The sequence below is a fragment of the Azospirillum lipoferum 4B genome, assembly GCF_000283655.1.
GTDB lineage: Bacteria > Pseudomonadota > Alphaproteobacteria > Azospirillales > Azospirillaceae > Azospirillum > Azospirillum lipoferum_C.
This window is the reverse complement of sequence record NC_016587.1, coordinates 222,076-238,261: the sequence shown is the minus strand read 5'-3', so window position 1 is coordinate 238,261 and position 16,186 is coordinate 222,076. Positions and strand designations below refer to the sequence as shown.

At 69.9% G+C, this 16,186-nt stretch carries 15 protein-coding genes; 6 read left to right on the top strand and 9 right to left on the bottom strand.

Annotated elements, in window-relative coordinates; translation table 11 throughout:
* Positions 1-127: 127 nt before the first annotated feature.
* Complete coding sequence (locus AZOLI_RS25310) at positions 128-907, bottom strand: cobalt-precorrin-6A reductase (protein WP_044553146.1); 780 nt, start codon at positions 905-907, stop codon at positions 128-130.
* On the opposite strand from AZOLI_RS25310, the gene AZOLI_RS25305 reads away from it, so the two are divergent.
* Genes AZOLI_RS25305 through cobM form a run of 3 tightly spaced genes read left to right on the top strand, consistent with a single transcriptional unit; the run spans position 906 to position 3,333 of the window.
* The gene (locus AZOLI_RS25305) at positions 906-2,144 is read left to right on the top strand and encodes a bifunctional cobalt-precorrin-7 (C(5))-methyltransferase/cobalt-precorrin-6B (C(15))-methyltransferase (protein WP_014189487.1); all 1,239 of its coding nucleotides are present in this window, start codon (positions 906-908) and stop codon (positions 2,142-2,144) included. The two genes, AZOLI_RS25310 and AZOLI_RS25305, sit on opposite strands and share 2 nt — an antisense overlap.
* Positions 2,132-2,575, top strand: a complete 444-nt coding sequence (locus tag AZOLI_RS25300) for a cobalamin biosynthesis protein (protein ID WP_014189486.1) — start codon at positions 2,132-2,134, stop codon at positions 2,573-2,575. Before AZOLI_RS25305 ends, AZOLI_RS25300 begins: the two co-directional genes overlap by 13 nt.
* Positions 2,572-3,333, top strand: a complete 762-nt coding sequence (gene cobM / locus AZOLI_RS25295) for a precorrin-4 C(11)-methyltransferase (protein ID WP_014189485.1) — start codon at positions 2,572-2,574, stop codon at positions 3,331-3,333. Before AZOLI_RS25300 ends, cobM begins: the two co-directional genes overlap by 4 nt.
* A gap of 128 nt (positions 3,334-3,461) precedes the next feature.
* On the opposite strand, the gene AZOLI_RS25290 is transcribed toward cobM, so the two are convergent.
* On the bottom strand, positions 3,462-4,604 hold the full coding sequence (locus AZOLI_RS25290) for a cobalt-precorrin-5B (C(1))-methyltransferase (RefSeq protein WP_014189484.1): 1,143 nt from the start codon (positions 4,602-4,604) through the stop codon (positions 3,462-3,464).
* A 61-nt stretch (positions 4,605-4,665) separates the two neighbouring features.
* Here AZOLI_RS25290 and cobA point away from each other — a divergent pair, with 61 nt between their 5' ends.
* The 3 genes from cobA to bluB are packed head-to-tail and all read left to right on the top strand — an operon-like array spanning position 4,666 to position 7,456.
* A complete protein-coding gene (gene cobA, locus AZOLI_RS25285) occupies positions 4,666-5,481 on the top strand; it encodes a uroporphyrinogen-III C-methyltransferase (RefSeq protein ID WP_014189483.1) in 816 nt (271 codons plus the stop codon).
* A complete protein-coding gene (locus tag AZOLI_RS25280) occupies positions 5,459-6,787 on the top strand; it encodes a cobyrinate a,c-diamide synthase (protein ID WP_014189482.1) in 1,329 nt (442 codons plus the stop codon). Before cobA ends, AZOLI_RS25280 begins: the two co-directional genes overlap by 23 nt.
* Positions 6,788-6,790: 3 nt before the next feature.
* Positions 6,791-7,456, top strand: coding sequence for a 5,6-dimethylbenzimidazole synthase (gene bluB / locus AZOLI_RS25275; RefSeq protein ID WP_014189481.1), 666 nt, complete (start codon positions 6,791-6,793; stop codon positions 7,454-7,456).
* Between the two features lie 174 nt (positions 7,457-7,630).
* Here bluB and AZOLI_RS25270 read toward each other — a convergent pair whose 3' ends face one another.
* The 7 genes from AZOLI_RS25270 to AZOLI_RS25240 form a co-directional block, all read right to left on the bottom strand.
* Positions 7,631-8,914: a TRAP transporter large permease gene (locus AZOLI_RS25270; protein ID WP_044553145.1), complete on the bottom strand. Its 1,284-nt coding sequence runs from the start codon at positions 8,912-8,914 to the stop codon at positions 7,631-7,633.
* Complete coding sequence (locus tag AZOLI_RS25265) at positions 8,905-9,444, bottom strand: TRAP transporter small permease (RefSeq protein WP_014189479.1); 540 nt, start codon at positions 9,442-9,444, stop codon at positions 8,905-8,907. The genes AZOLI_RS25270 and AZOLI_RS25265 overlap by 10 nt, the downstream gene beginning before the upstream one ends.
* A 64-nt stretch (positions 9,445-9,508) precedes the next feature.
* Complete coding sequence (locus tag AZOLI_RS25260) at positions 9,509-10,513, bottom strand: TRAP transporter substrate-binding protein (RefSeq protein WP_014189478.1); 1,005 nt, start codon at positions 10,511-10,513, stop codon at positions 9,509-9,511.
* Between the two features lie 546 nt (positions 10,514-11,059).
* On the bottom strand, positions 11,060-11,701 hold the full coding sequence (locus AZOLI_RS25255) for a TerC family protein (protein WP_014189477.1): 642 nt from the start codon (positions 11,699-11,701) through the stop codon (positions 11,060-11,062).
* A gap of 267 nt (positions 11,702-11,968) precedes the next feature.
* Entirely contained in the window at positions 11,969-13,054 is a 1,086-nt protein-coding gene (locus AZOLI_RS25250) for a Gfo/Idh/MocA family protein (protein ID WP_014189476.1), read from the bottom strand.
* On the bottom strand, positions 13,054-13,875 hold the full coding sequence (locus tag AZOLI_RS25245) for a GntR family transcriptional regulator (protein ID WP_014189475.1): 822 nt from the start codon (positions 13,873-13,875) through the stop codon (positions 13,054-13,056). The genes AZOLI_RS25250 and AZOLI_RS25245 overlap by 1 nt, the downstream gene beginning before the upstream one ends.
* 149 nt (positions 13,876-14,024) lie before the next feature.
* Complete coding sequence (locus AZOLI_RS25240) at positions 14,025-16,070, bottom strand: NADPH-dependent 2,4-dienoyl-CoA reductase (protein WP_044553327.1); 2,046 nt, start codon at positions 16,068-16,070, stop codon at positions 14,025-14,027.
* Positions 16,071-16,186 lie beyond the last annotated feature (116 nt).

Sequence of the window (16,186 nt, the reverse complement as noted above, 5' to 3'; positions counted from 1 at the left end):
AGTAACCCTCTCCCCCCTGGGGAGAGGGCTGGGTAAGGGGGATGCGCGGAGTGGATTCTCGGGAAGGCACGCGGTGCATCCCCCTTACCCCGACCCTCTCCCCGGGGGGGAGAGGGAGTGGAGTGCCTCACACCCCCTCCAACCACCCCACCGCGTCCTCCACCCCGTGCAGTTCCGCCACGCCGTTGCCCGCCGGCCGCTCCACCATCACCACCGGCAGGCCCAGCGTGCGCGCGGCTTCCAGCTTCGCGTCGGTGGCGCGCCCGCCGCTGTTCTTGCTCACCACCACCTCAATCCGCTCCCCCCGCATCAGCGCCAGTTCGCCCTCCACGGTGAACGGTCCGCGGTCGAGGATCAGGCTCATGCGCGGCAGGGCCGGCATCGGTTCCGGCGGATCGACGGCGCGGATCAGGTAGCGCTTGTCGGGCATCGCCTCGAAGGACGCGACCTCCTGCCGGCCGATGGTCAGGAACACGGTGTCGCCCAGGTCGCGCAGCGCCAGCGCCGCAGCGTCCATGTCCGGCACGCCGATCCAGCGGTCGCCCGGCCCCGCCACCCAGGCCGGCCGGGTCAGGACACGCAGCGGCACGCCGGCCTGTGCACAGGCCGCGGCGGCATTGGCGGAGATCTGCGCCGCGAAGGGATGCGTCGCGTCGATCACCGCACCGATCCCTTCGGCGCGCAGGTAACCGGCAAGCCCCTCCACCCCGCCGAAACCGCCGATGCGGGTGGGCAGCGGCGGCAGCACCGGGTTCTTCGTCCGGCCAGCCAGCGACACGCGGGCGTCGATGCTGGAATGGCCGGCCAGCCGCTTCGCCAGCGCCGTCGCCTCCGTCGTGCCGCCCAAGATCAGAACTTTGACCAATTCCCCCTCCCCACCCGTCAGGATCGGCGCCATGGATAGCATGGGAACGGCCCGCTGGCTCACCATCGTCGGCATCGGCGAGGATGGCTGGGACGGTTTGTCGCCCGCCGCCCGCGCGGCGGTGGAAGGCGCCACAATCCTCTATGGCGGCAGCCGCCACCTCGATCTCGTGCCGGTCGTTGCGGGACAGCAACGGTTGTCTTGGCCGTCGCCGATGACCGACGCCTTCCCCGACCTGCTGGCCCGGTGCGGACAGCGGGTCTGTGTGCTGGCGAGCGGCGATCCGTCCTGGTACGGCGTCGGCGCCACGCTGTCGCGGCTCGTTCCGGCTGCGGAAACGACGTTGATTCCAGCCCCGTCCGCCTTCAGTCTTGCCGCTGCACGGCTGGGTTGGCCGTTGCAGGACTGCCGCTGCCTGACCGTTCACGGCCGCCCGCTGGAGCAGGTCATTCCGCATCTGCAACCGAACGCCAAGCTTCTACTTCTTTCCTGGGACGGAACGACTCCGGCGAAGCTCGCCGCCCTGCTGCGCGCCCGCGGCTTCGGCGCTTCGCGCCTGACCGTGCTGGAGGCGATGGGCGGCCCGCGCGAGGGCCGGCTGGAGGCCACCGCCGATGCCTGGAGCGCTGAACAGGTCGCAGATCTCAACACCATCGCGCTGGACTGCGTCGCCGCCCCCGGCGCCCGCGTCCTGCCGCTGGCCCCCGGCCTGCCCGACGACTGGTTCGAGCATGACGGCCAGATCACCAAACGCGAGGTGCGCGCCGTCACCTTGTCCTTCCTGGCGCCGCGCCGGGGCGAGCTGTTGTGGGACGTCGGCGCCGGGTCGGGCTCCATCGGCATCGAATGGATGCTGCGCGATCCCGCCAACCGTGCCATCGCCGTCGAACACCACCCGGAGCGGATCGCCCGCATCCTGAGCAACGCTTCAGCCTTCGGCGTGCCCGGCCTGACACTGGCGCGCGGCAAGGCCCCGGCGGCGCTGGAGGGTCTGGAGCGGCCCGACGCCATCTTCATCGGCGGCGGGCTGACCGCTGACGGCGTGCTGGCGGCCTGCTGGGACGCCCTGCCCGCCGGTGGGCGGATCGCCGCCAATGCGGTGACGCTGGAAAGCGAAGCGGTGCTGATAGACGCGCACAAGCGACTGGGCGGCGAGCTGACCCAGATCGCCGTTGCGCGCGCCTCGGCGGTCGGCGGCTTCCGCGGTTGGCGCGCTGCCATGCCGGTCACGCTGTGGCGAGCGGAAAAGCCGTATGCGGAGGGTGCATGGACCGCCTGACGCCCGACTCCCTGCTGTTCGGCCCCGTCTTTGTTGGCCTGGGTTGCCGCCGCGGCTGCGGCTGGGAAGAGATCGCCGGTCTGGTCGCCGCCGCCTTCGACGAAGCGGCCCAGCCCGACGCCGCGCGCCAGCTGGCGGCGCTGGCCGCCCCGGCGATGAAGGCCGACGAGGCCGGATTGGCGGAGGCTGCCCGCGCGCTCGGCCTGCCGCTGCGCTTCATCGAGGAGGAGGCGATGCTGGCGGCCCAGGACCGCGTCCACACCCGTTCCTCCACCGTGCTGGCCGCCGTCGGGCTGGCGTCGGTCGCGGAGGCCGCGGCGCTGGCCGCCGCCGGGCCGGGTTCGCGCCTGCTGCTGCCGCGCCGCTCCACCCCCCGCGCCACCGTGGCGCTCGCCCTGCCTGCCGTCGCTCTCTCGGAGTCCCGTTCATGACCGTCCATTTCATCGGTGCCGGACCGGGCGCTCCCGACCTGCTGACCCTGCGCGGGCGCGACCTGATCGCGCGCTGCCCGGTCTGCCTTTATGCCGGCTCGCTGGTGCCGAAGGAGATCATCGCCCACGCCCCCGCCGACGCCCGCATCGTCGATACCGCCCCGCTGACGCTGGAGGAGATCGTCGCCGAGTTCCAGGCCGCCCATGCCGCCGGCAAGGACGTGGCGCGGCTGCATTCCGGCGACCTGTCGGTCTACAGCGCGCTGGGGGAACAGACCCGTGCGCTGCGGGAACTCGGCATCCCCTACACCATCACCCCCGGCGTGCCGGCCTTCGCCGCCGCATCGGCAGCACTTGGGCGGGAACTGACCCTGCCGGAGGTCAGCCAGACGCTGATCCTGACCCGCACCGAAGGGCGCGCGTCGGCCATGCCGGCGAACGAAACGCTGGAGGTGCTGGGCGCCTCGGGCGCCACACTGGCGATCCACCTGTCGATCCACGTCATCGACCGGGTGGTGGAGCGGCTGACCCCGCTCTACGGCGCCGACTGCCCGGCGGCGGTGGTCTATCGGGCGACATGGCCGGACGAACGGGTGCTGCGCGGCACGCTGGCCGACATCGCGGCGCAGGTGGCGGCCTCACCGATGGAACGCACCGCGCTGATCCTGGTCGGCCCGGCGCTGGGCCATGAGGAATTCCGCTGCAGCGCCCTGTATGACGGCAGCCATGTGCGGCGTTACCGGGGGCTGGGGGAGTGAGGTTTTCCCTCCCCGCGTACGATCACCCTCTCCCGCCCCGGGAGAGGGGGGGGACCCGCCGCATCCGCGGCGGGGAGGGTGAGGGGGCCTCCAAAAATCCCGAACCGCATGGCTACGTGCCTAACCCCTCACCCTTCCCAAGCTTCGCTTGGGCCCCTTCCCTCTCCCGGGGCGGGAGAGGGAGCACTCCCCACGATGCGCCCCTGGCGGTCGGTGACCAGCACCTCGACGGCGATCGGCGCATCCTCCAGCACATCCTGGGCGGCGCGGCGAGCCAGCTCGGCCACATGGTCGGCCAGCGGCAGGCCGGCGGCGTCCGCCATGCCCAGCACCTGGGCCGCCGTGTTGGCGCCACGCACCTCGGCAATCAGGTCCGGCCCGGCGCCCAGTTCCGCCAGCCGCCCGGCCAGCCAGTCGAAGTCGACACTGTTGCGCTTGCTGTGCAGGTCCATCAGCCCGCGCGCCAGCTTGCCGAATTTGGCGAAGCCGCCGCACAGGGTCAGGCGCGGGATGGGGTGCCGGCGCAGGTATTTCAGCGTGCCGCCGACGAAATCGCCCATGTCGAGCAGCGCCTGCTCCGACAGGCCGTAGCGCGCCACCACCGCCTTTTCCGACAGGTCGCCGGTGCAGGCCGCGACATGGGTGAGACCAGCGGCGCGCGCCACGTCGATGCCGCGCTGGATCGACGCGATCCAGGCCGCGCAGGAATAGGGCACGACGATCCCCGTCGTCCCCAGGATCGACAGCCCGCCGATGATCCCGAGCCGGCCGTTCATGGTGCGCTTGGCGAGCTGCTCGCCATTCTCCACCCCGACCTCGACCACCAGATCGGCCGGCTGGCCGGCCTCACGCGCCGCCTCCCCCAGCGCCTGCGCGATCATGCTGCGCGGCACCGGGTTGATGGCCGGTTCGCCGACAGGCAGCGGCAGGCCGGGCAGGGTCACGGTGCCGACGCCGGGGCCGGCGCGGAAACTCACGCCGCTGCCGGGCGCGCCGCGCCAGACCCGCGCCCGCACCAGCGCGCCATGGGTCACGTCGGGATCGTCGCCGGCATCCTTGACCACGCCGGCCGCGGTCCAGGGACCATCCGCCCCCTCCCCCCGCTCCGTCACCGCCAGCGCGAAGGCCGGGGTCTGGCCGCCGGGCAGGGTCACGGTCACCGGATCGGGAAACTCCCGGCCGAACAGCGCCTCTGCCGCCGCCCGCGCCGCCGCGGTGGCGCAGGTTCCCGTCGTCCAGCCGCGGCGCAAGGGTGTAGCATGCTCCGGCATGCCGGCACCCTCTCCGGCCCCGCCGTCCGCCGTCCCGCCTTCCAGCTCCGAGTCCGCGTTCATGTCGTTTGAGTCGTCCATTCCCGAAAGCGTCCTGGTCCCCTTCGCCCCCGGCAGCGTCTGGCTGGCCGGCTCCGGCCCCGGCGATCCCGGCCTGCTGACCCTGCTGGCGCTGCAAGGTCTAAGGCAAGCCGACGTCATCGTCCATGACGCGCTGGTCGCCGAACGGATCATGGCGCTCGCCAGCCCGTCGGCAAGGCTGGAGTTCGCCGGAAAGCGCGGCGGCCGTCCCTCCGCCCATCAGGACGACATCACCAACCGCCTGATCGAACTGGCGAAGGAGGGCCACCGCGTCCTACGCCTGAAGGGCGGCGACCCCTTCGTCTTCGGCCGCGGCGGGGAGGAGGCGCAGGCGCTGGCCGCCCACGGCATCCCCTTCCGCATCGTCCCCGGCATCACCTCCGGCATCGCCGGCCCGGCCTATGCCGGCATTCCGGCGACCCACCGCGACACCAACCAGGCGGTGATCCTGGCGACCGGCCACTCGCTGGGCGGCGGGCCGGACTGGCGGGCGCTGGCCGCCACCAAGGCACCGCTGATCCTCTATATGGGCTGGAAGGCGCTGCCGACCATCGCGGCGGAGCTGATGGCCGGCGGCCTGTCCGCCGACACCCCCGTCGGCGTGGTGACGGAGGCGACGACCGCCAACCAGAAGAGCCTCGTCACCAGCCTCGGCACCTGCGTCGCCGATCTGGCGGCGAGCGGGCTGGAGCCGCCCGCCATCATCGTGATCGGCGAGATGGTGCGGCTGCGCCCGGCGCTGGACTGGCTGCCGGGCCAGATGGCGCTGCAAAATGCCAGAGAGAACAATGGCTAAGGGCCTCATCATCGCCGCCCCGGCCTCGGGCACCGGCAAGACCACCCTGACGCTGGGGCTGCTGGCGGCGCTCCGCGCCCGCGGCGTGGCGGTGGGGGCGGTGAAGTCGGGGCCGGACTACATCGACCCGGCCTTCCACCGCGCCGCCACCGGCCGGCCGAGCGTGAACCTCGACACATGGGCGATGGGGCCGGACCTGCTGGACGGGCTGGCCGCCCGCGCCGCCGAGGGCGCCGACCTGCTGGTCTGCGAAGCGCTGATGGGCCTGTTCGACGGGGTTGCCGGCGTCGGCGCCACCGGCACCGGCTCGACGGCGGAGATCGCGGCGCGCACCGGCTGGCCGGTGTTGCTGGTGGTGAACGCCAAGGGCCAGTCGCAGTCGGCCGCAGCATTGGTGAAGGGCTTCGCCACCTACCGCGACGACGTGACCATCGGCGGCGTCGTGCTGAACAATGTCGGCAGCCCGCGCCACACCGCGCTGGCCGGCAACGCCATCGAGGCGCTGGGCATTCCGCTGCTGGGCGCCCTGCCCCGCGCGTCGGATCTCAGCCTGCCCGAACGCCACCTCGGCCTCGTCCAGGCCGACGAGACGGAGGGGCTGGCCGACCGGCTGGCCGCGCTCGGCCGCTTCGTCGCCGAGCATGTCGATCTCGACCGCGTCGTCGCGCTGGCGAAACCGTCGAAGGCCGGTCCCGGCAGCGATGCCCCCGCCCTGCCGCCGCTGGGCCAGCGCATCGCCATCGCGCGGGATGCCGCATTCACCTTCGTCTATCCGCACCTGACCGCCGGCTGGCAGGCCGCCGGGGCGGAGTTGTGTTTCTTCTCCCCCCTGGCGGACGAAGCGCCCTCGCCGGATGCCGATGCCGTCTATCTGCCCGGCGGCTATCCGGAGCTGCATGCCGGCCGCCTCGCCGCCAATCACGCCTTCCGCGACGGGCTGCGCGCGGCGGCGGAGCGGGTGCCGGTCTATGGCGAGTGCGGCGGCTACATGGTGATGGGGGAGACGCTGGAGGATGCCGACGGCGTCTCCCACCCGATGACCGGGCTGCTGGGGGTGCGCACCTCCTTCGCCAAGCGTCGGCTGCATCTGGGCTATCGCCGGGCGGCTCTGCTGGCCGACGGGCCGCTGGGACCGGCGGGATCGCCGCTGATGGGGCACGAGTTCCACTATGCCTCGACCCTTGCCCGCGGCAACGACGCGCCGCTGCTGCATGCCACGGCAGCGGACGGCAGCGACCTGGGCGCGCTCGGCAGCCGGCGCGGACTGGCGCTGGGGTCCTTCGTCCACCTGATCGCGCGGGGGTAACGGATGGCCGAAGAGAAGGATGACGCCTTCACGCCGGCCGAGCGCGACGCGCTCTACAAGGCGATCTTCTCCCGCCGCGACGTGCGCGGGCAGTTCCGGCCCGATCCGGTGCCGGACGAGGTGCTGACCCGCATCCTGCTGGCCGCCCACCATGCGCCGTCGGTGGGCTTCATGCAGCCCTGGAACTTCATCGTCATCACCGACCAGGAGGTGAAGTCGCGCATCCACGCCGACTTCACCCGCGCCACCGAGGAAGCGGCGGCGATGTTCGAGGGCGAGCGCCGCAGCCTCTACAGCCGCCTGAAATTGGAAGGCATCCGCGAGGCGCCGATCAATCTCTGCATCACCTGCGACCGCGAACGCTCCGGCCCGGTGGTGCTCGGCCGCACCCACATGCCGGCGATGGACCTCTACAGCTGCGTCTGCGCCGTGCAGAATCTGTGGCTGGCGGCGCGGGCGGAAGGGCTGGGGGTCGGCTGGGTCAGCATCCTGCACGAGGACGCGCTGCGGGACGCGCTGGGCATCCCGGAGCGGATCGTGCCGATCGCCTATCTCTGCCTCGGCCACGTTACCCATTTCGAGGCGACGCCGGAACTGGAAAGCAAGGGCTGGCGCAAGCGCCTGCCGCTGGAGGATCTGGTGTTCCGCGACCGTTGGCAGGGGGAATGAAGGGACGGGCGCCACCCCCGTGCAGGGACGGCACCCGCCGCCGCTTCAGCCAGAAACCCATGGCCCGACGCCGGCGCTAAAAAAATGGGCCATCGGCGAGAAGCCGACGGCCCAGTCCAGGAGAGAAATCGTTCAGGAGAGTGTTTGTTCAGGAGCGCTTTGGCCCGCCCCGGTTCAGTTCATCAGCAGACGCGGCAGCCACAGCGAGAAGGCCGGAACATAGGTGACCAGCAGCAACGCCACGAACAGCGCCCCGTAGAAGGGCGTGATGGAGCGCATCACCTCGCCCACCGAAACGCCGCCGATGGCGCAGCCGATGAACTGGGTGGTGCCGACCGGCGGGGTGTTCAGGCCAAGCGCGCAGTTGATCAGCATCACGATGCCGAACTGCACCGGGTCCATGCCATAGGTCATGGCGATCGGCAGGAAGATCGGCGTGCAGATCAGGATCGTGCTGGCCATGTCCATGAAGGTGCCCAGCAGGAACAGGATGATGTTGATCAGCAGGAAGATGACGATGGGGTTGGACGAAATGCCAGCCAGCAGCTCGCCGGTCATGTCCGCCACCTCGTAGAGCCCCATGAGGTACTGGAACATCGTCGACACGCCGATCAGCAGCAGCACCACGCCGGTGGTCTTCACCGTCTTGGCGGCGGCGGCCAGGAACTTCTCCAGGGTCAGCGTGCGGTAGACCAGCGTGGTCAGCAGCAGCGCGTAGATCACGGCCACGGAGGCCGATTCGGTCGCGGTGAACACGCCGCTGGTGATGCCGGCCAGGATGATGACGACGATCAGCATGCCCGGCAGGGCGGCGGCGAAGCTGTGCAGCAGGATGTCCCAGCCGGGGAAGGACCCCTTGGGATAGCCGCGCTTCACCGCGACGTAATAGGCGGCGCCCAGGTTGCAGACCATCAGCAGCAGCGCCGGCATCAGGCCTGCGGCGATCAGCGCGCCGATGGACGCCTTTCCGCCGGCGGCCAGCGCATAGATGATCATGTTGTGGCTGGTCGGCATCAGCGCGCCGACCAGCGCGGCGTGGGTGGTGACGTTGACCGCGTAGTCGGCGTGGTAGCCCTCCCGCTTCATCATCGGGATCATCACGGCGCCCATGGCCGACACGTCGGCGACGGGGGAGCCGGCGACACCGCCGAACAGGGTGCAGGCCACCACGTTGGACATGCCGAGACCGCCGCGGATGTGGCCGACCATGCTCTTCGCCGCGGCGACGATCTTGTCGGCGACGCCGCCGTGCAGCATCAGCTCGCCCGAGAAGACGAAGAAGGGAATGGCCAGGAACGAGAAGACGTTCATGCCCGACATCATCTGCTGGAAGACCACCGCGACGGGCAGGCCTTCATAGAGGATGGTGCAGAGCGCCGACAGGCCGATGGCGAAGGCGACCGGAATGCCGAGGATGAGGAAGCCGAAGAAGGTGATGCTGAGGATCATCAGTTCCATGACGGCTTTACCTCCTCGCCGCGCAGGATGGCGACGATATGCTCGATGGAGAACAGGACGATCAGCACACCCGACAGGACCAGCGGCACGTAACGCACGGCTTCGGAGATGTGAAGGTTGGGGATCGTGTAGGACATGACCGAACTGCCGAGAACCCAGCCGTTGTAGGCCATGCAGCCGCCGAAGATTCCGACCAGCGCGTAGATGAAGATGTCCATCTTGCGCCGCGCACTGTCAGACAGCATCACCAGCAGGGATTCGAGCCCGATGTGGCCGGCGTCGCGGACGCCGACGGCGGCACCGATCAGGGTGACGTACAGCACCAGCACGATGGCCAGGCTTTCCGCCCAGGTCGGCGAGTTGTTCAGCACGTAGCGGCCGAACACCTGATAAAAGACGACCGCGACGATTGCCATCAGACCGATGATGGCGACATACATGCCGGTCCTGGCCAGCGCCGCGTTCATCCGGGTCAGCCAGCCGGCGGAATGCGGCGGGCTGACATCCATTGCTTGCAGCTCGATATCCATGCTGCGGCTCCCCTTGGGTGGCGGCACCGTCCCGCCGGGGACGGCGCCGCGCCTCACCCCTTGCTTACTTGGTTTCCTGGACGCGCTGCACGAGGCTCTGGAGCTTCGGCGTGTTGGCGAACTTGTCGTAGACAGGCTTCATCGCATCGATGAATTCCTGCTTGTTGGTGACTTCGACGATTTGGGCGCCGGCCTTCACGACGACGTCCTTCGACTTCTGCTCGCGCTCTTCCCACAGCTTGCGCATGTAGGGCACAGACTCCTTGGCGGCCTTGCGGACCAGGGCCTGGTCGTCCTTCGACAGGCGGTCCCAGGCGACCTTGGAGAAGACCAGCACTTCCGGCGCCATCGCATGTTCGGTCAGCGTGTAGTACTTGGCTGCCTCGAAGTGGCGCGAGGACTCATACGACGGGTAGTTGTTCTCCGCCGCGTCCACGATGCCGGTCTTCAGCGCGGTGTAGACCTCGCCGAAGGGCATCGGCGTGGCGTTGGCGCCCAGCGCCTGGATCATGGCGACGAACAGGTCGGACTGCTGGACGCGGATCTTGGCGCCCTTCATGTCGGCCAGAGTCTTGTAGGGCTTGGCGGCCGAATACATGTTGCGCGAGCCGCTGTCGTAGAAGGCGAGGCCGACCATGCCCTGGCTTTCCATCGCCGCCAGGATTTCGTCGCCGACCGGGCCGTCCAGAACGCGGCGCATATGGCCGGTGTCACGGAAGATGAAGGGCAGCGCGGTGACCATCGTCTCCGGCACCACGTTGTTCAGCGGCGCCACGTTGATGCGCATCATCTCGAGCGCGCCGATCTTCAGCTGCTCGATGGTGTCCTTTTCGTTGCCGAGGGCGCCGTTCGGGAACACCTTGATGCCGAGACGGCCGTTGGTGCGTTCCGCCAGCAGCTTGCCGACATAGCGCGCCGCCTCGACGGTCGGGTAGTCGGTCGGGTGGATGTCGGCGGACCGGAAGTCGCGCGCGGCGGCCGGAGCCGACAGCATCGGCGCAGCCATCATGCTGCAGACGGCACAGGCGGCCAGCAGCGCGGTGCGGACCGAAGTCAGTGCAAACTTCATAGGTTCTCCTCCTGAGAGCGGGGCCGGAGCCTGAGCGGGCCGGCCTCTCTTGTTCTGGTGTTTCCGGATTGCCTGGTGGCCGGTGGGCCGCCCGTGTGTGACTGGGTGAACCGTGGACCGGTTGCAGGCGGAGCGTGGGTGAGGACCCGTTGCGGCCACCGTTTTTCGCAGCGCTGCGACCGCGCCACGCGCGGCCGGAAATTGCGCATGGCCGACACAGGCCCTGCCCTTGCCCCCATCCCCGTTCCGCTCCGCTTGGCAACGGTGCCGCCCCCCGGCGGCGCCCTGTTCACGTCACTTAGGATATTAGTATATCAATCTGCGTGCAAGCCTGAAAGTTCAAGGCGGCAACTACCGTTTGGACTTTAAACTGATTCGGATTTGCGGGGAGAGAGACAAAGTGGCTGCAGACGCGGGTTTCAGCCAGTACACGCATCGCCGCAGGGGGTTGGGTGCGACATTCGGCCCCAGCTCTCGCCGCAGCCCTTCCCCCCATTCGCTCAAATGCGGCGGCCGGTCATATCGAGGCCGATACTCTCTGGCCGGTCAACCGTGACCGTTCACCAGCGGCCACACTTCCAGGGCGCCGCGGTAGATCATGTGCAGGGCGACATACAGGATGACGGCGAGGCCGACATAGGCCAGCCAGCGGTGCTTCTGCAGAATGCGGGCGATGACGCTGGCGGCAAGGCCCATCAGGGCGATCGACAGGGTCAGGCCGATGACCAGCACCCCCAGATGCTCGCGCGCGGCGCCGGCCACGGCCAGGACATTGTCCAGCGACATCGACACGTCGGCGATGACGATCTGCCAGACCGCCTGTCCCAGGGTCTTGCGCGGGCCGGCCGCCTCGGCTCCGCCGTCGTCCTCCAGCACCTCGACCGCCTCGTCCTCCTCATGGGACTGGCGCAGCTCGCGCCACATCTTCCAGCAGACCCACAGCAGCAGCACGCCGCCGGCCAGCAGAAGCCCGATGATCTGGAGAAGCTGGGTGGTGACCGCCGCGAAGGCGATGCGCAGCACGGTGGCGGCCAGGATGCCGATCAGGATGGCCTTGCCGCGCTGTTCCCGCGGCAGTCCGGCGGCAGCCAGGCCGATGACGATGGCGTTGTCGCCGGCCAGCACCAGGTCGATCATGATGACCTGAAGCAGCGCGAGAAGCGCCTCAGTTGTGAATAGCTCCATCATTTGAGCGGATGTCCTCGCATCACGAAAAAGTCGGTCGGAGCGACCGCGCGAGGGCTGTTCGGACCGGCCGGGTCATGCCGAAGCATCGACGGGCGGCGTCGGTCGGGGGCACGGGGCGCGGGCCGCTCCTTGGTGTTCCCAGTCCGACATCGCAACCGGTGAGGTTGCCAGAGGGGCCCGGCCTGGTGCTGGCGCTTTACGCCAAAGCGGTGGATTCCGCAAGGCCGCACACCGCGCGGACCGGCGGATGGGTCTGCAGTTGCAAGATCAGCGGTCGGCGACCTCCACGGTTGAGTTTCCGGCGGCGGCTTGCAGGATGGCCTCGATCAGGCGGTGCACCTTCAGCGCCTCCCGCCCGTCCACCCGCGGCCGGCGCCCTTCGTCGAGCGCGTCGAGGAAATCGGACAGAACGGCGCGGTGATGCTGGTGCGAGAAGGCCATCGGGTCGGCGCCGCCGCCCAGCGTGGCGCCGTCCTCGCCGGCGGAGATGCGCCCGCCGCCGACCAGCTGCACCTCCAGCCGGTCGCCGGACAGCACGGCGGACCCGCCGGTTCCGGCGATCTCGATCCGCTCGGGATAGCCGGGATAGGCGGCGGTGGTGGCGTCGATGGTCGCCAGCATGCCGTTGCCATAGCCGAGTGCGGCGGCGACCACATCTTCCGTATCCATGCATTTACCCATGCCCGTGGCCGGGCTGCGCAGTACGCTGGTGGCGGCGAAGCCGGCGACCCGCTCCGGCAGGCCGAGCAGCCCGACGAAGGCGTCCAGCGTGTGGATCGCCTGGGTCAGCAGCACCCCGCCGCCGTCCCGCGACCTCATGCCGCGGCCGGGCTGGGCGTAATAGGCGGCATCGCGCCACCAGCGCACCGACACCGCCGCCGACAGCGGCCGGCCCAGCGTGCCGTCGCGCATCAGCCCGGCCAGCCGCTCCACCGAGGCGCGGAAGCGGTGCTGCAGGACGACCCCCAGCGTCAGCCCGGCCGCCTCCATCGCCGAAACCACGGCGCGCGCGCCCTCCGGCGTGGCGTCCAGCGGCTTTTCCAGCAGCACATGCTTTCCGGCGGCGGCACAGCGGGCGACCAGTTCGGCATGGCTGTCGGGCGGGGTCAGCAGCAGGATGGCCGACAGCGCCGGATCCTCCAGCAGCGACTCCATCCGCTCGACCACCGGCAGTCCGTGGCGGGCGGCGAAGGCGGCGCGGCGCTCGGCCGACGGGCTGAAACAGCCCGCCACCTCCACCCGGTCCCGAAGGTCGATCAGGCTCTGCGCATGGGGGGCCGAGGCCATGCCCAGGCCGATCACGCCGATGCGGCGGCGGCCGGATGCGGCCGAAGGAGCGATCGGGGCGGCCATCAGGGCGTTCCTTCCATGGCTGCGCCTGTCAGTCCTGCGTCGCTCAGGCTGCCGGAGAAATAGAGCGGTGCGGCATTGCGCACGTCGTCCACCGTGATCTGCAGGTTGTCCAGATGCAGGATCAGGCTCTGTTCGGCCCGGTCCGGGTCATGGTTGGCGATGGCTTCGACGATGGCCTCATGTTCGGCGATCACCGTGCGCATGCGGCCGGGAACCGGCAGGGTCAGCCGCCGGCAGCGGTCGAGCTGGACCTTGGCCTGCTGAATGATCGTCCAGAATCCGGGATAGCCCGCCATTTCGGTGATCAGGGCATGGAAGGTCTCGTCGGCCTGATGGAAGCCGTTGGCGTCGCCGGCCGCATCGACCTCGCGCTGCTGCTCCAGGCAGGCGCGCAGGGCGGCGATCTGGCTGCGGCTGGCGCGCTCCGCCGCGAAACGCACGGTGGCGCGCTCCAGCACCTTGCGGATCACGCCGGCTTCCGGCAGCGCCTCCAGCGGGATGCGGGCGACGAAGGTGCCGGATTGCGGGAAGATCTCGATCAGCCCCTCGTCCGCCAACCTCAGCACCGCCTCGCGCACCGGCGTGCGGCTGACGCCATAGGCCTCGGCGATCTGCTTCTCGACGATGGGGTCGCCCGGCTTGCGCCTCAGCGACACGATCTCCGCCCGCAGATCGCGGTGGATGGCGTCGGCCGCCGTCGGGCCGCGCCGCACGTCGCGCCGTGCCGGCAGGCGGAGCTGGAGCGGAGCGGCCTTGCCGGACTTGGCCGGACGGGTGGCTGCGGTGGAACCGGTTTTGGCCGGCGGGTTGCCCGATGGCATGACGTCCAGCCTCCTCAGGAGCGACTGACGCCAGAATACTAATATATCAGCTAGGGCGGCAAGCAATTTCGCTCATCCCCCGTTGCGTCGGGGTGTGACAAAGGCGCCCGCACTCCCGCCATGGCTGTGGAGTGATGGGCGGCGCGTCCTTAAAGGGCGGCCGCCAGCTTGGTCCCCTGGGCGATGGCGCGCTTGGCGTCCAGTTCGGCCGCGATGTCGGCGCCGCCGATCAGGTGGACGGCGAGTCCGGCGGCCTCCAACGGGGCCTGCAACTCGCGCAACGGCTCCTGGCCGGTGCACAGCACGATGCTGTCGACGGCCAGAGTCTGCACCCGCTCGCGCTTCTCGCCGAAGCTGATGGTCAGCCCCCCGTCGTCGATGCGTTCGTAGTTCACGCCGGACAGCGCCTGGATGTTCTTCATCTTCAATTGGGCACGGTGGATCCAGCCGGTGGTCTTGCCCAGCCCGGCGCCGGGCTTGCTCGCCTTGCGCTGGAGCAGCACGATCTCCCGCGCCGGGGGCGTCAGGTGCGGGCGGATGCCGGCGACGCCGCCGCGCGCCTCGGCCGGATCGGCAACCCCCCACTCGGCGCGCCACAGCGCCGGCTCCAGGCTGGGCGACGGCCCCTCATGCGCCAGGAATTCGCTGACGTCGAAGCCGATGCCGCCGGCCCCGACCACCGCGACCCGCCGGCCGACCGGCTTGGCGCCGCGCAACACATCGATGTAGGTCAGCACCTTCGGATGGTCCTGTCCGGGGATCTTCGGGTCGCGCGGCACCACCCCGGTTGCCAGAACCACCGCGTCGAACCCGGCGCCCGTCAGGTCGTCGGCGCTCACCCGCCGGCCCAGATGCAGCGCCACCCCGGTTTCCGCCAGCCGGTTGCGGAAATAGCGCAGCGTCTCATGGAACTCCTCCTTGCCGGGGATCAGCTTGGCCATGTTGAACTGGCCGCCGATCTCGTCGGCCGCGTCGAACAGATGCACCTCATGCCCGCGCTCCGCCGCCGTCGTGGCGCAGGCGAGCCCGGCCGGGCCGGCGCCGACCACGGCGACGCGCTTGCGCGTGACGGCGGGGACGATCACAAGTTCCGTCTCGTGGCAGGCGCGCGGGTTGACCAGACAGCTCGCCGTCTTGCCGGAAAAGATATGGTCCAGGCAGGCCTGGTTGCAGGCGATGCAGGTGTTGATCGCCTCCGGCTTGCCGGCCGCCGCCTTGGCGACGAAATCGGGGTCGGCCAGGAACGGCCGCGCCATCGACACCATGTCGGCCAGCCCCTCCCCGATCACCGCGTCGCCGACCTCGGGCGTGTTGATGCGGTTGGTGGTGCAGAGCGGGATCGACACCGCCTCTTTCAGCTTGCCGGTAACCCAGGCGAAGTTTGCGCGCGGCACGCTGGTGGCGATGGTCGGCACCCGCGCCTCGTGCCAGCCGATGCCGGTGTTGATGATGGTGGCCCCGGCCCGCTCGATGGCCTGGGCAAGCTGCACCACCTCCTCCCATGTGCTGCCGTCGGGGATCAGGTCCAGCATGGAGAGGCGGTAGATGATGATGAAGTCTCGCCCGACCGCCTCGCGCATGCGCGACACGATCTCCACCGGGAAGCGCATGCGGTTCTCGTAAGGCCCGCCCCATTTGTCGGTACGCTGGTTGGTGTGGGTCACCAGGAACTGGTTGATCAGGTAGCCTTCCGACCCCATCACCTCCACCCCGTCATAGCCGGCCTCGCGCGCCAGCTCGGCGCAGCGGACATAGGCGCGGATCTGGCGCTCCACCCCCCGCGCGGTCAGGGCGCGCGGGGTGAAGGGGGTGATCGGCGACTTGATGCGCGACGGCGCCACCGACAGCGGGCTGTAGGCATAGCGGCCGGCATGCAGGATCTGCAGCGCGATCTTGCCGCCTTCGGCATGGACCGCATCGGTGATGACCCGGTGCGCCCGCGCCGCCCCATGCCGCGCCAGGGTGGAGCCGAAGGGCGACAGCCACCCCTCCACATTGGGGGAGAAGCCGCCGGTCACCATCAGCCCGACCCCGCCGCGCGCCCGCTCGGCGAAATAGGCGGCCAGCCGCGGGAAGTGGCGGCGGCGGTCCTCCAGCCCGGTGTGCATCGATCCCATCAGCACCCGGTTCTTCAGCACCGTGAAGCCGAGGTCGAGCGGGGCCAGCAGATGCGGGTAGGGCTGGGAGCCGGACATGGTCACGGGCTGGGTCACTGGGTGGTTCCTCCGGCTTGTGAAGACGGCGCTTCTGGTGGCGCTGGGGATACGGATGATCCGTGCTGCGGAGCCTAGTTCAGGGTGACGTAAGCGTC